The 15198-nt window shown below is 71.0% G+C and carries 11 protein-coding genes; 2 read left to right on the top strand and 9 right to left on the bottom strand.

The window, feature by feature from the left end; translation table 11 throughout:
• Window positions 1–22: 22 nt before the first annotated feature.
• From ABZS61_RS29310 to ABZS61_RS29280, 7 genes are all read right to left on the bottom strand, one after another.
• Entirely contained in the window at window positions 23–2158 is a 2136-nt protein-coding gene (locus ABZS61_RS29310) for an iron ABC transporter permease (protein WP_356427697.1), read from the bottom strand.
• Window positions 2155–3129, bottom strand: coding sequence for an iron-siderophore ABC transporter substrate-binding protein (locus tag ABZS61_RS29305; protein WP_356427694.1), 975 nt, complete (start codon window positions 3127–3129; stop codon window positions 2155–2157). Before ABZS61_RS29305 ends, ABZS61_RS29310 begins: the two co-directional genes overlap by 4 nt.
• Before the next feature lie 6 nt (window positions 3130–3135).
• Window positions 3136–3990, bottom strand: coding sequence for an ABC transporter ATP-binding protein (locus ABZS61_RS29300; RefSeq protein WP_356427690.1), 855 nt, complete (start codon window positions 3988–3990; stop codon window positions 3136–3138).
• Window positions 3991–4349: 359 nt separating this feature from the next.
• Window positions 4350–5921, bottom strand: coding sequence for a pectate lyase (locus ABZS61_RS29295; protein ID WP_356427687.1), 1572 nt, complete (start codon window positions 5919–5921; stop codon window positions 4350–4352).
• Window positions 5922–6705: 784 nt separating this feature from the next.
• Window positions 6706–8925, bottom strand: a complete 2220-nt coding sequence (locus tag ABZS61_RS29290) for an NADP-dependent isocitrate dehydrogenase (RefSeq protein WP_356427684.1) — start codon at window positions 8923–8925, stop codon at window positions 6706–6708.
• 101 nt (window positions 8926–9026) lie between these two features.
• Window positions 9027–9731 carry a response regulator transcription factor gene (locus ABZS61_RS29285; protein WP_356427681.1) on the bottom strand — a complete coding sequence of 235 codons (705 nt, stop codon included), beginning with the start codon at window positions 9729–9731 and terminating at the stop codon, window positions 9027–9029.
• Window positions 9728–10900: a sensor histidine kinase gene (locus tag ABZS61_RS29280; RefSeq protein WP_356427677.1), complete on the bottom strand. Its 1173-nt coding sequence runs from the start codon at window positions 10898–10900 to the stop codon at window positions 9728–9730. Before ABZS61_RS29280 ends, ABZS61_RS29285 begins: the two co-directional genes overlap by 4 nt.
• A gap of 168 nt (window positions 10901–11068) precedes the next feature.
• Between ABZS61_RS29280 and ABZS61_RS29275 the strand changes: the two genes are divergently transcribed.
• A complete protein-coding gene (locus tag ABZS61_RS29275; RefSeq protein ID WP_356427674.1) occupies window positions 11069–12049 on the top strand; it encodes a carboxymuconolactone decarboxylase family protein in 981 nt (326 codons plus the stop codon).
• Between the two features lie 48 nt (window positions 12050–12097).
• On the opposite strand, the gene ABZS61_RS29270 is transcribed toward ABZS61_RS29275, so the two are convergent.
• Both ABZS61_RS29270 and ABZS61_RS29265 read right to left on the bottom strand, forming a co-directional pair.
• Complete coding sequence (locus tag ABZS61_RS29270; protein ID WP_356427671.1) at window positions 12098–13576, bottom strand: amidase; 1479 nt, start codon at window positions 13574–13576, stop codon at window positions 12098–12100.
• A 159-nt stretch (window positions 13577–13735) separates the two neighbouring features.
• Entirely contained in the window at window positions 13736–14092 is a 357-nt protein-coding gene (locus ABZS61_RS29265) for a hypothetical protein (RefSeq protein WP_356427668.1), read from the bottom strand.
• Between the two features lie 185 nt (window positions 14093–14277).
• Here ABZS61_RS29265 and ABZS61_RS29260 point away from each other — a divergent pair, with 185 nt between their 5' ends.
• Window positions 14278–15039: a hypothetical protein gene (locus tag ABZS61_RS29260; protein ID WP_356427665.1), complete on the top strand. Its 762-nt coding sequence runs from the start codon at window positions 14278–14280 to the stop codon at window positions 15037–15039.
• Window positions 15040–15198: the final 159 nt, after the last annotated feature.

The raw sequence follows: 15198 nt of genomic DNA, 5'->3' as shown, positions 1-15198 counted from the left end.
ACGGGGCCCGCCATCCGTACGCCTATCGGTCGGCCTTGGACCGCCACAGCAGCCAGCCGAAGTACGGGGCTCCGATCACCGCCGTGAGGACGCCCACCGAAATCTGTGCGGGTGCGATGACCGTACGGCCGATGGTGTCGGCGACGACCACCAGCAGGGAGCCCATCAGCGCGGCCACCGGAAGCACCCGCCCGTGACGCTGGCCCACCAGGGCGCGCGCCGCGTGCGGTGCCACCAGTCCGACGAAGCCGATCACACCCACCGCGGCCACCGCGGCCGCGGTGAGGACGACGGCGATGCCGAGCAGCCCCAGCCGCGCCCTGCCGAGCCGGATCCCGAGCAGCCTCGGTGTGTCCGCGTCCAGACCGATGAGGTCGAGCTCCCGGCGCCTGACGGCGAGAACCGGCAGCGACACGGCGAGTGCCGCGAGGACCGGGAGGACCTCGGGGAACGTGCGCCCGTAGGTCGAGCCGGAGAGCCAGATGAGCGCCTTGGTCCCGTTGTACGGGTCGGTGAGCACGATCATCAGACTGACGAGCGCCGCAGTACCCGCGGAGACACCGATACCGATCAGCACCAGCCGGTCCTGTTCGAGTCCGCGCCGCGCCGCGAGTCCGAAGACCAGCGCGGCGGCGGCTGCCGCCCCCGCGAGCGCCGATCCGCTGATGAGCCAGAAGCTCGCGAGCGGGACGACGGTCAGTGTGATGACGGCGCCGACTCCCGCTCCCCCGACGACCCCGAGGATGCCCGGTTCGGCGAGCGGGTTCCGTGAGACGGCCTGCACCACCGCCCCCGCGGTCGCCAGCGCGGCACCGGCGAGCAGTGCCGCGGCGATCCGCGGCATGCGGGTGTCGAGTACGAAGGTGACGAGCCTCCCGGACCGGCCGGTCAGCCAGTTCCCCACGTCGCCGAGCAGCAGGGGGGTATCGCCGAGGAGGGTCGCCGCGACGACCGCGAGGACGAGAGCGGTGGTCACCACCGCGAGGGTGACGACGAACGCGCGTCGACTGCGCAGCCGGGCGAAGGCCGCCTCGGGGCCGGTGGATCCGCCTCCGCGGGACCGGTGGGCGAGGAAGACGAGCACTGCGGCACCGAAGAAGCTCGTCACGATGCCGGTCGGCACGGACGCGCCCGCCTGGGCACCGAAGACGGCGCGCAGCAGCACATCGGCGCCGAGCACGACGAGGACGCCCGCCACCGCCGAAGCCGGGATGAAAGCGCGGTGCCGGATGAGCGCGGGCACCTTGGCGCCGGCCAGCCGGACGATCGCAGGCGCGCAGAGTCCGACGAAGCCGATGGGTCCGGCGACGGTGACGGAGACGGCGGAGAGAACCACGGCCAGGACGACGGCCGTTGCCCGCGTCATGCGCGGGCTGACTCCGACCACGACGGCGCCGTCGTCACCGAGGGCGAGGATGTCGAGCCGCCTGCCGAGCACGATCAGCCCGATCAGCGCGAGGACCGCGACCGGGGCGAGCCGGTCGATCGTCTGCATGCCGATCTGCGCCAGGGAGCCGTTGCCCCAGGCGTAGAGACCGGTGGTCTGCTGGGGGCGCAGGAGGAGGAGCATGTGGCTCAGACCGCTGAGCCCGAGAGTGAGCGCCGATCCAGCGAGTACGAGCCGGGTGGTTCCCGCTCCGGCGCGGGCGAGTCCCAGCACGATCCCGGCGGCGAGGAGTCCGCCGATCAGGGCCGTGCCGCCGGACAGGACGGGCGGCAGGCTGATGCCGAACGCGGCGACGACGACGACCGCGAAGTAGGCGCCGGCGTTCACGGCGAGCGTGTCGGGCGAGGCCAGCACGTTGCGGGACACCGACTGCAGCACGGCTCCGGCCGCGCCCAGGGCGCAGCCGACGACCAGCCCCGCGGCGAGCCGCGGCAGCCGGGAGGCCACCAGTACGGCGTCCGCCTGGTGGTCCCCGTCGGTGTCGGCCCACAGGGTGGCGAGGGCACGCCAGAGGGTGTGCAGTCCGACGGGCGCCGTGCCTTGGCTGATGTGCACGACAGCCAGGGCGAGCAGGGCGGACAGCGCCCCGAGCGCGAGGAGGAAGAGGGGCCCACGGCGGGCGGGCCGGACGGCCCCGACGGACGACGCGTCCTCCGTCGGGGCGGTCGACGACGCCGGCTCGGCCTTCGTCGTAAGGGTGCTCACGTTCACTTGGTCAGTGCGTCCACAAGCGCGTCGACGTACTGCGTCATCGACGCCGTGCCGCCGAACATCCAGATGCCGTCGGGCAGTCGGTGGACGTCGCCGTTCTTCACGAAGGGCAGCGACTTCCACACGGCGTTGTCCTTGAGACCGTCGGCGAACGGGTCGGCGGTGTCCGCGCTGTTGGTGATGTAGACGAACTGGGCGTCGCCGATCTTCGTGAGCCCTTCGACGTCCGTCGCAGCCAGGCCGTAGCCCTCGTCGCCCTTCATGGCCCAGGGACTGACCAGACCGAGTTCGGTGTTGATGTCGGTGAGCAGCGCTCCCTTCACGTACGGGCGCACCGATACCTGGCTTCCTTCCTTCCAGCCGTCGGCGAAGGCGACCTCTTCGCCGCCCAGGCCGGCGGTGGCGAGTTCCTTCTTGCCGTCGGCGAGCTTCTTGCGGAAGGCGGCGATCTCGGTCTTCGCCTTGTCCTGGGTTCCGGTGGCCTCGGCGATGAGGTTGACGTTGTCGGTCATCTGGTCGATCTGCCGGCCGGCATCCGCCGCCTTCACCACGATGAGCGGGGCCACCTTGGAGAGCTGCTTGACGGCGGCATCCGGCAGGTCGGTCGTCGCGACGATGAGGTCGGGCTTCAGAGCGGCGACCGTGTCGACGCTGGGTTCGCCGCGGGTACCTATGTCCTTGACGCTGCCGGTCAGCGGCGCCGCGGTGTCGTAGGCCCTGTACCCCTTCACGTCGGCGACGCCGACCGGGTCGACGCCCAGCGTGATGAGCGATTCGACGACGTTCCACTCGGTGCCGACGACACGCTTGGCCGGCCCGTCAAGCTTGACCTTCGTGCCGCGCGCATCGGTGACGGTCAGCGTGGAGTCGGAGGCGGACGCCTCCTCGGGCGCCTCGGTGGTACCGCAGCCGACGAGGGTCAGCGCCGCGGTGCCGGCGATCACGGGCCATGCCCAGTGCTTGGTCGTCATGGAAGTTCAGGGCCTTTCGAGCCGAAGGTGGTGTCTTCCCACCGCGCGGGTGCGGGGGATGCCCGTCGAGGGATCGGGTTCGACCTCGATACGGATGCCGTAGGTGTCGGTCAGGAGCCCGGGTTCGTACACCTGGGCGGGAGTTCCGGCAGCGGCGACGCGACCGGAGGAAAGCAGGACGACCTGGTCCGCCACTGCGGCTGCCTGGTCCAGGTCGTGCAGGACCACCCCGATCGTCACGCCGTGCGTGTCGGCCAGGTTCCTGATGAGGTCCAGGATCTCCACCTGGTAGCGGAGGTCGAGGTAGGTCGTCGGTTCGTCGAGGAGCAGTACGTCGGTGTCCTGTGCCAGGCAGCAGGCGAACCAGACGCGTTGCAGCTGACCGCCGGAGAGACTCTCGACGCCGCGGTCGGCGAGATCGGTGACGTTCGTGACGGCCAGGGCGTGCTCGACGAGCCGCGCGCCGTCCGGATCGCTCCCCCGCATCCGGCTGCGGTACGGGTGCCGTCCGAAGCCCACCACCTCGCGGACGCTGAGACCGGCCGGGGTCGTGCGGCTCTGCGCGAGCAACGTGACACGCCGGGCGAAATCGGTGCGCGAGAGCGCGAGGGCGTCGATCGGGTCCTCGTCGCCGCCGACGGTCACACTGCCGCTCCGAGCCCGGTGCAGGCGCGCCACGGCGCGCAACAGGGTGGACTTCCCACTCCCGTTCGGGCCGATCAGCGCGGTGACCTGTCCTCGTGGAAGACGGAGGTCCGCTTCGTGTACGACGTCGACGCCGTCATAGGCGACCGTGACTCCCGTGGCGGCGAGGCCGGACGGGGCATCAGCGCCGACGACGGGAACGCCGGGGTCTGCCACGGCGCGGTGAGGCGGTGGCGATTCTTCTCGGTCGGGTGCAGTCACGATCACCCGGCTGAGGTTAGCCTAACCTAAATAGAAGGCGAAATCCGGCCCCCGGGGAGACTCGCTGGCCGGAAACAGGCCATCACCTCACCGCGAACGGCGGCCTGTTCCACCAGCCGCTCCGGGCGGTGCGGCCGACAGCTGCTGTGACGTCACCTTCTGTTCCTGCACAACGAATCGGGGGCCGTCGTATGCGACGGCCCCCGATCGGGGCGACGAGGAGCGGAGGGCGGCCGCGAGGTCACTGCCCCGTACGCCGCCTCGGGCCCGGTGGATCCGGATGCTGCCGGTCCCGGACAACGGGACCGCGTCAACTAGCCCGCGTAGGTCTCGAATTCGGCGACCTTCGGCGTTCCGGTCGAGCCGGTGATCTCGAACGTGATCTTCTTCAGCGAGGTCTGCGGAATCGAGATGGCGCCCGCGCCGGTGCCGGATTTCAGGACGGCACCGGTGTCGCCGTTGAGGACCCTCCAGGATCCGATGCTGCCCGCGGAACCTGCCGCCTCCCGGATGTTGATGCCGGCCACGGCGGTGGCGGAGGACCACTTGATCGAGACGGAACCGGTCGAGCCGGCCGGCGACCAGTAGGTGCTCAGGCTGCCGTCACGCACGTTGCCGAAGCTCGTCCCGTCGGCCTTGCTGGAACCGTCGGCGCCGGCGCCGATGCTGAGGTTGGTCCCGCTGGGCTGGGTCGGGTCAGGCGTGGGGGTGGTGGGGTCGGGCGTGGGGGTGGTGGGGTCCGGGGTGGGAGTGGTCGGGTTCGGTGACGGGTTCTGCGGCGTGCAGCTTCCGTCCGACACCTTCAGGCCCTTGTTGGCCCCTGCCGTCTGGCCGACGACGCTCGGCACGCAGTTGGCCGCGTCGAGGCGGAAGGAGTAGGGGATGCTGACCGTGGTCGTGGACTGCACGTTGGGCCCGGCGGGCTTCGTGTCGGTACCGGGGGCGGACCAGGTCACGTTGTCGAAGATGTTGCCGGCGACCTGCCAGTAGCCGGCCGCGTCCGTGTAGAAGGTGCCCAGGACGTCCTTGGAGTCCTTGAAGTAGTTGTTGTCCACCTTGGCGCGGGCCCCGGCCCGGGAGTTGATCCCGGACTCGTTGAGCTTCACGTAGTAGTTGTTGTACATGTGGGCGATGCCGCCGCGCAGCAAGGGTGCACGGGAGTCGATGTTCTCGTACAGGTTGTGGTGGTAGGTCACGAAGCCGTTGGAGAGCTCGGTCTCGCTGGAGCCGATGAGGCCTCCGCGGCCGGAGTTCCGCAAGGTGCTGTACGACAGCGTCACGTACTGGGTGTTGTCCTTCATGTCGAAGAGGCCGTCGTAACCCTCCGACTCACCGCCCGACGCCTCGAGGGTGGTGTGGTCGACCCAGACGTTGCGGACGTCGCTCTCCATGCCGATGGCGTCACCGCCGTTGGACGTGGGGGAGCCCGACTTCTTGACGTTCTTGACCGTCACGTTCTGGATGATGATGTTGCTGGACTCGCGGATGTGGATGCCCAGCTGGTCGAAGACGGCTCCGCTGCCGACGCCGACGATCGAGACGTTGCTGATCTGCTTGAGCTCGATCACGCCGGCGGCGGTGTTGCAGCTGTCGCCGGAAACCTTGGCGGTGTTGCCGTGGTTGATGGTGCCCTCGACCTCGATGGTGATCGGGGTGCTGGCGCTGGCCCGGCCGCACAGGGCCGCATGGATCGCGGTGCCGGTGGTGGCTCGCACGGTCTGCCCGCCCGCACCGCCGGTGGTCCCACCGTTCTGGCTCGCGTAGCCGGTGGCACTGCCGGTCACTGCCGCCGATGCCGAGGGCATCGACACGAGCACACCGGCCGCGGCCGCCAGGGCCGTCGTGGCGAGCGCCGCAGAAAGTCGCAGTGCGACTGGTCGTCTCATATCCATCTCCCGATTCGTCTTCGAACTCTGGGTGCTGATACTCGTACGCTGGTCATATCCATGAACTTTCGAGACTGCGTCCTGCCGCTGGGCAGTCCCTCGTCGGTCCGGTTGCGGGCGCCTTCCTCGACGCGGCCGGGCCGACGGTTCCGCCGCGCCGGTACCGGCCCATGCGAAAGTCGCGGTCGATGCGATGGAAACCGCATCAACCGGAACGAGGCTCGCGAACGAGGAAAGCGCTTTCTGTTCGCGAGGATAGGGCCGCTCGCTCGGGGCTGACAAGGTTCTTGTCACATGCGGAATGCGTACCGCCTCACTTCGGGCGACACCGGCGACCGACCCGGCCGCCGCGCGGGAGAAGCTGTTCCCGCCTCCCGGCGCTCCAGCCGCAGGTCTTCCCGGCCGACGCGCTCGGGACGGATCGATCATCGCGGGAAAGATGGCTCAGAAGTTCATAAGACTGGTCGACGTTCGAGGTTATGAACTCGGCATCTGCGGCCGACTCCTCCGGTCCGCGCCGCTGCTTACGAGGGCTCGGTCCCGACACGCGGCTCCTTCCTCGGCGTCGGGATGGCCGGCCGAATCGTCGAGGCAGAACTGGCCCGTACGACGCATGGTGCGGACACATCGGCCGGAGGCGGGGTTCCGGGTCGGGTCCGACACCTCCGGGTAGGCGGCCCGGGTGCCCTGAGACCTCCCGGGCCGCGACGCAGACCGCCCCGGCAGGCGGGTGCCTGCCGGGGCGGTGCTTGCGCTTCAGGGTCTCCGGGAGCGCGCCGCCGGATCAGCCCAGCGTCGCGATGGCCTTGTTGAAGGTCGCCGACGGACGCATGACGGCCTCGGCCTTCGTCGGGTCGGGCTGGTAGTAGCCGCCGATGTCGACCGGCGAGCCCTGCACGGCGATCAGCTCGTCGACGATCGTCCGCTCCTGCTCGGCCAGCGTCTTGGCCAGTGTCGAGAACGCTTCGGCGAGCTTGGCGTCCGCCGTCTGCTGTGCCAGCTCCTGCGCCCAGTAGAGCGCCAGGTAGAAGTGGCTGCCCCGGTTGTCGATGCCGCCGAGCCTGCGGCTGGGCGACTTGTCCTCGTTGAGGAACGTGGCCGTCGCACGGTCCAGCGTGTCCGCGAGGACCTGGGCGCGGGCGTTGTCCGTCGTCTGCGCGAGGTGCTCGAAGCTGACCGCGAGGGCGAGGAACTCACCCAGGCTGTCCCAGCGCAGGTAGTTCTCCTTGACGAGCTGCTGGACGTGCTTCGGCGCGGAGCCGCCGGCGCCCGTCTCGAACAGCCCGCCGCCGTTCATGAGCGGAACGACGGAGAGCATCTTCGCGCTGGTGCCCAGTTCGAGGATCGGGAAGAGGTCGGTCAGGTAGTCACGCAGCACGTTGCCGGTGACCGACACGGTGTCCTCGCCGCGGCGGATGCGCTCCAGGGAGAACGCGGTGGCCTTCACCGGCGACATGATCTCGATCCGGAGACCGTCGGTGTCGTGGTCGGCGAGGTACGTCCGGACCTTCTCGATGAGCTCGGCGTCGTGCGCGCGGTCCTCGTCGAGCCAGAACACGGCCGGGTTGCCGGTCGCGCGGGCGCGGGTGACGGCGAGTTTGACCCAGTCCTGGATCGGCAGGTCCTTGGCCTGGCACATCCGGAAGATGTCACCGGCGCCGACGGCCTGCTCCAGCACCGCGTTGCCTGCGGCGTCCAGGACCCGCACCGTACCCGTGGTCGGGATCTCGAAGGTCTTGTCGTGGCTGCCGTACTCCTCGGCCTTCTGCGCCATGAGGCCGACGTTGGACACCGATCCCATCGTGGCCGGGTCGTAGGCGCCGTTCGCACGGCAGTCGTCGATGACGACCTGGTAGACGCCCGCGTAGCTGCTGTCCGGCAGGACGGCGAGGGTGTCGGCCTCCTGGCCGTCCGGACCCCACATGTGACCGGAGGTGCGGATCATGGCCGGCATGGAGGCGTCGACGATCACGTCGCTGGGGACGTGCAGGTTCGTGATGCCCTTGTCGGAGTCGACCATCGCCAGGGCGGGGCCCTCGGCGAGCTCGGCCTCGAAGGAAGCCTTGATCTTCGCGCCCTCGGGCAGGGCCTCCAGGCCCTTGAGGATGCCGCCGAGACCGTCGTTCGGGGTCAGGCCGGCCCCGGCGAGCACCTCGCCGAACTCGGCGAACGTCTTCGGGAAGAACGCACGCACCACGTGACCGAAGATGATCGGGTCGGAGACCTTCATCATCGTGGCCTTGAGGTGCACGGAGAACAGCACGCCCTCGGCCTTGGCCTTGGCGATCTGCGCGGTGAAGAACTCGCGCAGCGCGGCCACCCGCATCACGGCGGCGTCGACGACCTCGCCCGCCAGGACGGGTACCGACTCGCGCAGGACGGTGGTGGTGCCGTCGTCGCCCACGAGCTCGATGCGCAGGGTGCCGGCCTCGGTGACGACGACGGACTTCTCGGTGGACCGGAAGTCGTCGACGCCCATGGTGGCGACGTTGGTCTTCGAGTCGGCCGTCCAGGCGCCCATGCGGTGCGGGTGCGCCTTCGCGTAGTTCTTGACCGAGGCGGGGGCCCGGCGGTCGGAGTTGCCCTCACGCAGGACGGGGTTGACCGCGCTGCCCTTGATCTTGTCGTAGCGCGCGCGGACGTCCTTGTCCGCGTCGGTCTTCGCCTCGTCCGGGTAGTCCGGAAGCGCGTAGCCCTGCCCCTGGAGCTCCGCGATCGCGGCCTTCAGCTGCGGGATCGACGCCGAGACGTTCGGCAGCTTGATGATGTTGGCGCCGGGAGCCTTGGCCAGCTCGCCGAGCTCGGCGAGTGCGTCATCGATACGCTGACCGGCCTCGAGGTGCTCCGGGAAGCTGGCGATGATCCTGCCCGCCAGGGAGATGTCGCGGCTCTCCACCGTGACCCCTGCGGTCGAGGCGTATGCCTCGACGACGGGCAGGAACGAGTAGGTCGCCAGGGCAGGGGCCTCGTCGGTGTGCGTATAGATGATGGTCGAGTCAGTCACCGGGTGCTCCGCTCCACGTCTGCAACATTGCTTGACATCAAGATATCTCCTGCCCGCCCCCCTCTCCACAGGGGCCCGCCCTCGTTTTCGGCCGGAACCGGTCAGTCGCGTCCGGCCCCCGACGGGGCGGACCCCTGCGCCCGTGGCGGCCTGCGCGCCTCGACCAGCCCCGACTCGTACGCGAAGACGACCAGCTGTGCCCGGTCGCGGGCGCCCAGTTTGATCATGGCGCGACTGATGTGGGTCTTGGCCGTGAACGGGCTGATCACCATGTGGGCGGCGATCTCCTCGTTGGTCAGCCCTCGCGCGGCAAGGGCGGTGACCTCGCTCTCGCGGCGGGTGAGGGCCTCCAGGCCCGGCGCGGTGGCACGGTCCGGGGGCCGGGAGACGAACGCGCCGATGAGCCGACGGGTGATGGCGGGTGACAGCAGGGCGTCGCCGCGGGCCGCGACCTCGATGGCCCGCAGGAGTTCGGCCGGTTCGGTGTCCTTGAGCAGGAATCCGGCGGCCCCTGCCCGCAGGGCGTCGAAGACGTACTCGTCGAGGCCGTAGTTCGTCAGGATGACGACGTGCACAGCAGCCAGCAGGGGGTCAGCAGCAATTTCGCGGGTCGCCTCGATGCCGGTCATCACAGGCATCTGTACGTCGATGAGCGCCACATCCGGGACGTACCGGCGGACCAGCTCCACGCCCCGGCGCCCGTCGGCGGCCTCCCCGACGACCTCGATGCCCTCCTCGGCCTCCAGCAGGGCCCGGAATCCCGCACGCATGAGGGCCTGGTCGTCGACGATCAGCACCCGGATCATCCTGCGGGCTCCCCGGACATCCTCGACTCCCCCGGTCTCCCGGGCTCCAGGGGCAGTTCGGCACGTACCGAGAAGCCTCCGTGCGCACCCGGCGCGGCTTCGAGGGTGCCGCCGAGCGCGGTGACCCGCTCCCGCATGCCGGTCAGCCCGGTGCCCGGAGTGATCCGGTCGCCGGGCAGACACGGCCCCCGGTCCTCGACGCGGAGAGCGAGCGTCGAGTCCGTGTAGAGGAGACGGACGGTGGTCTCGGCGCGGTCCGCGTGCCGGGCCACATTGGTCAGGGCCTCCTGCACGATGCGGTACGCGGCTCCGCCGACATCGGCCGGAAGAGGCCGTTCGACGCCGTCGACGGTGACCACGAGCGCGATGCCCGCGGCCCGCGCCCGTTCGGCCAGCTCGTCGATGCGGTCCAGGCCCGTGCCGGGGTCGAGCCCGTCCGTGCGCAGCACCTCCAGCGTCGAGCGGAGTTCCCGCATCGCCTCGCCGCTGGCCTCCTGGATGGCGAGCAGGGCGGGCTCCACCTCGGTGCCGCGTTTACGGGCGAGGTGGACGGCAACGCCGGCCTGCAGTTTGACGATCGAGATCGAGTGGGTCAGCGAGTCGTGCAACTCCCTTGCGATGCGCAGTCGTTCCTCCCCCGCCCGGCGCAACGCGGTTTCCTCGCGACTCCGTTCGGCGTCGAGCGCCCGCTGTTCGGTCTGGCGCAGGTAGGCCTGCCAGTTCTTGTCGATGAGGCCGGTGACCCCTGCGCAGAGGAACCAGCCGAGCAGGAGCAGCGTCCGCTCGACGGTGTCCTGGACTCCGGGTACGGCGATGAGCAGCACCACGAAGTAGCCGAGGAGGAACAGGGCCCCGGCCCCGATCGCCTGCGCCCGGTGCCCGCTGCGCGCCGCGGCGTGGACGGCGACCACGACGGGCAGCGCCACCCAGCTGCCCGGGTGGGCGTGGGACACGTACGCGAACATGCTCAGGGTGGTCACGGCGAGCACCGTGCGGGGGGCCCTGCGGTGTGCGGCGAGGGCGAGGGAGCCCGCCGCGACGAGCAGCAGGTCGAGGACGTCCGGCGAGGACGCCGCCCGGGCCGCCGCGATCACCGCCGCGCCGATCACCGCGGCACCTGCCGTGTCCAGCAGGAGTGCCCGCCGGTCGATGTCCCCCTGCACCCACATGAGCCGCACCATAACTCCCGTACGGTTGCGGGCGCGTCGTCCTGCGGGACGGGTTCGGGGCTGCTCCCCGGGGAGTAGTGCGGTCGCCCGCCCGTCGGGCCGGCGCAGCCCGGACTGCCTCCCGCTGTACGACGACGGGAGCGGGTGGCGGGGACGAGCATCGTCGCCATGACCGGACCTTTCCGATACACCTCGCCCGAACCTCCGAAGTCGGCCACCGGTGTCGTGGCCGACGTCTACGCCCAGCTCGCCACCGACTTCGGCATCAAGGACGCCACGACCTTCGTCGTCCTGTCCGCCTCCCCTCCGCTGCTCACCGCCACCTGGGCCCTGATGCGGGAGTCCCTGCTGGCCGGGCAGGCGTCACGTACCGGGAAGGAGGTGGTGGCGGCGGGGGTCTCGCTCGCCAACCGCTGCCCGTTCTGTGTGCACGCGCACACCGTGCTGCTGCATGCCACCGGTGATCACCGGCTGGCCGAGACGATCCTGCGGGGCGATGAGCCGGACGAGCCGGGCCATCGCCGACTGCTGGCCTGGGGCAAGGACATGAGTACGGCGCAGCCGTTCCCGGCGCGGGAGGCGCCCGAGTACGTGGGGACGGCGCTCGCCTTCCACTTCATCAACCGCGTCGTGTCCTCGTTGCTGTCCGAGGTGATGCTGCCGGGTGGCGCCGAGAAGTACCGGCTGGTGCGGAGCACGGCGGGCCGTTCGCTGGCCCGCACGGTGCGCCGCGAGCTGCGGCCGGGGGCCGGCCTCGCGCTGCTCGACACGGCCGGCGCCCCGCCGCAGTGGGCCGGGGACACCCCGGTGGGTACGGCGTACGGCGCTCTGCGCACGGCCGCGCAGCTGGGTGCGGACCTGTTGGGCGACGAGGACGCCGTGTTCGTACGGGAGTCGGTGGCCGGCTGGGACGGCGTCACGCCCCTGCCCCTGGCCGCCGCGCTGCCCGACCGGGCGGAGCGGCCGGGCGCCCGGCTCGCCCTGCTCGCGGCGCGTGCTCCCTATCGGATCACCGACGAGGACGTGGCGGCGTGGCGTGTGCCGCCGTTCACCGATCACTGCCTGGTCCACCTGGTGGCCTTCGGCGCTATGTGCGCTGTCGAGCGGGTCGAGGCCAACCTGCGGACGGCCGCCGGGGAGCGGGCATGAGCGGCGCCGCAAGGCACGGTCCGGCTGAGCCTGCCACCGGGCCGGTGATCAGGAGCTCGGGCTGACCAGCTCGTCCCTGGGCGGCCGGTGCTCGTACCAGCGCTGATCGGCTTCCAGTTGGGCGGCGAGCGAGACGAGCCGTTCCTCGCTGCGGGACGGGCCGAGCAGCTGGGCGCCCAGGGGCAGGCCGTCGCGGGTGAAGCCCGCCGGGACGTTGACGCCGGGCCAGCCGAGGACGTTCCAGGGCCAGGCGTACGGGCATGCCGCGGTCATCGCCAGGTCGGTGCGCCAGGCGCTCAGGTGGTCGAAGGTGCCGACGCGGGGCGGCGGGGCGGCGGTGGTCGGGGTCAGCAGCACGTCGTATCCGCCCGTGGCCGTGTCGAAGAAGGCGCCGATCCTGCGGTGCTGGCGCACCTCGCGGGCCCGGGCCGCCCGGACCACCCGGCCGCCGAGGCGGGTGCCGGTGCGCAGGGCGCTGCGGGTCCGTGGGTCCAGAAGCGCGGGGTGGGGGTGCAGGGCGGCGAGTTCGGCGATTCCGGCGGTGGCGCGGGGGACGAAGGAGAGGCCGATGAGTCCGTAGCGGGGGCGGGCCTCCTCGACGTGGTGGCCGAGGCGGGCCAGGACTTCGGCGAGTGCGGTGACGGCGCGCACCACCTCGGGGTGGGGTGCGTTCCGGGTGAGGGTGAGCGGGGGCTGCAGGGCGAGGCCGATCCGCAGCGTGCCCGGGTCCCGGCGGGCGGCTGCGGACGCGCTGACGGCGGGCGGCCGGTGGGGGTCGCCGGGGTGCGGTCCCGCGGCGGCGTCCAGGAGCAGGGCCGCGTCGGCGACCGTACGGGCGAGGGGGCCGTTGACGGTGAGGCCCTGGAAGGCGTCGCTGTTGGGATGGACGGAGATACGGCCGCGCTGCGGCTTGATGCCGACGAGGTGGGTCCAGGCGGCGGGGATGCGGATGGATCCGGCGCCGTCCGAACCGAGTGCCGCCGGGACGAGTCCCGCGGCGACGGCCGCCGCGGAGCCGCCGGACGAACCACCGGGCGTGTGGGCGGTGTTCCACGGGTTGCGGGTGACGCCGAAGGCGGGCCCCTCGGTGAAGGCCCACTGGCCCAGCTCGCAGGAGTTCGTCTTGCCGACGATGACGGCTCCGGCCGCACGCAGCCGGCGAACCACCTCGCTGTCGGCGGTGACCGGCGGCAGGTCGCCCGCGCAGCCGAAGTGGGTGGGCATGCCGGCGACGTGGGTGTCGTCCTTGACGGCGACCGGCACCCCGAGCAGGGGCAGCCGTTCGCCGGCCGCGAGCCTCAGATCGGCTTCGGCGGCCTCGGCGAGTGCGGCTTCGGTCCGCAGGTTACGGAAGGCGTTGAGGGTGTCGCGGCTCGCCTCGATGCGCGCGAGCGCGGCGGCGACGAGCTCCTGGGACGTCGTGCGGCCGGCGGCGAGGCCCTGTGCGCTGCCGACGAGTCCGTACGGTTCGGCCGGGTCGTCCGGCCTGCTCGGTCCGGTCCGCTCCGCGGGGTCTGCCGAAGACATCGCTGCCGCCTCCTCGCTGCCGTCGGAGCACGGTCCCCGAGGTACGCCCCGGGGCCGCCCGAGCGGTCCTACTGGAGAGTAACGAGGGGGCGGGGTCCGCTCAAGCATGCTTGCCGGAAGGACTGTCTGCGCCGCGCGCGGCGCAGACAGTCCGAAGGCCTACGGCCTCACATGGATCTCGCCGATCCCCGAACCGAGTCCGGCGCAGTGGGCGGTCGACTGTCCGGACTGGCCCGGGTTCAGCGTGACGTGCTCACCGTCCACGTCCGGGGACCAGCCGCAGACCAGATGGACCCAGAAGGTCTGCGGCGCCGATCCGTCGTTCCGGCAGAGCGCGTACCCCGTGTAGTCGTCGATCGCGTGCTTCCCGGTGTCGCAGGACAGGCCGGGCGGCACCGCGGCCGGCGCGACGGCGACCGCCGCGGTCACCGGCACGGCGAGCGCCACGGTCAGGCCCGTGACGGCCGTACCGCGCACCAGGGTGCGAACGGCGTTCCACCTGGACAGTTTCTTCATGTCTCCCCTTTGATCCTTTGCTCTTCACGGCAGCTCTCCCCCACGTTCCGTAACCGAAAACAGCGCCGAACCTCACACTCCGTGCACCTTTCTGCCGCGCGGGCGAAGAATCTCCGGCGTACGCTCGCTTCGGGGGAACGCACGCTCGAAAGAGGCCTGGACAAGGCTGAATCCGAGGAGGCGCCGTGACCGGACAGCGCATCACCGCCCGTGCGGTCGCCTGCGCGGCGGTGGCCGTACTCACCGTGACGAGTGGCGCGGTGGCCCACGCGGACGACGACATCGAGTCGCTCCCCGCCCGTGAGATCGCCGACCGCTCCCGTGACGCCCTGCTCGACATCCGGTCGCTGCACCTGCACTCGGAGGGCGATCTGGGCGAGGGGCGCTCCCCCATGACGGTCGACCTCACCCTGGACCGGGACGGCAACTGCGTGGGCGGTATCGACCTGGGCGAGGACGAGGGCTCGGTCGAGATCGTCAAGCGTGACGACATGGTCTGGCTGAAGCCGGATTCGAACTTCTGGAAGAACCAGGTCCCGGTCGGAGGCACGACCTTCGATGCGATTCTGGCCGGGCGGTACATGAAGGGCGAGGCCTCGGACTCGAGACTGCGCCCCATGGTGCAGGTCTGCGATCTCGACACGTTCCACGAGCTCCTCTCCGACAACGCCGATGCGCCCGGGGGGACGCTCACCAAGGGCACGGTCACGACCGTCGACGGCGTACGGGCCGTCCCCGTCACGAGGACCGGGGACGACCGGGAACTGACGTTGTACGTGGCCTCCGAGGGCAGGCCCTACCCGGTAAGGATCACCGTGCAGGACGGTGGGGAGGACGCGGCCGTGGACTTCTCCGGCTTCGACAAGCCGGTACCCACGGCCACACCGCCCGCGGACGACACGGTGGACATCAGCGCTCTGCTGGGCAGGACGCCCGCGCCCGTCTGAGGAACGCGCCGCGGCAGCCGTTCGCCTGCCACGGCTACGACGTCGCGGAAACGGTCGGCGGAACTGCCCTTACGGGAGGCCTACTTCGCGAACCATGTCCCGACTGGCGCCCCGGCTGCCGCTGTTGGCCCACAATGGCTCTGGGTGCGGCGACGGGAG

It is taken from the genome of Streptomyces sp. NPDC005566, assembly GCF_040605575.1.
Classification (GTDB): Bacteria; Actinomycetota; Actinomycetes; order Streptomycetales; family Streptomycetaceae; genus Streptomyces.
This window is presented reverse-complemented; position numbering and strand designations above follow the sequence as displayed.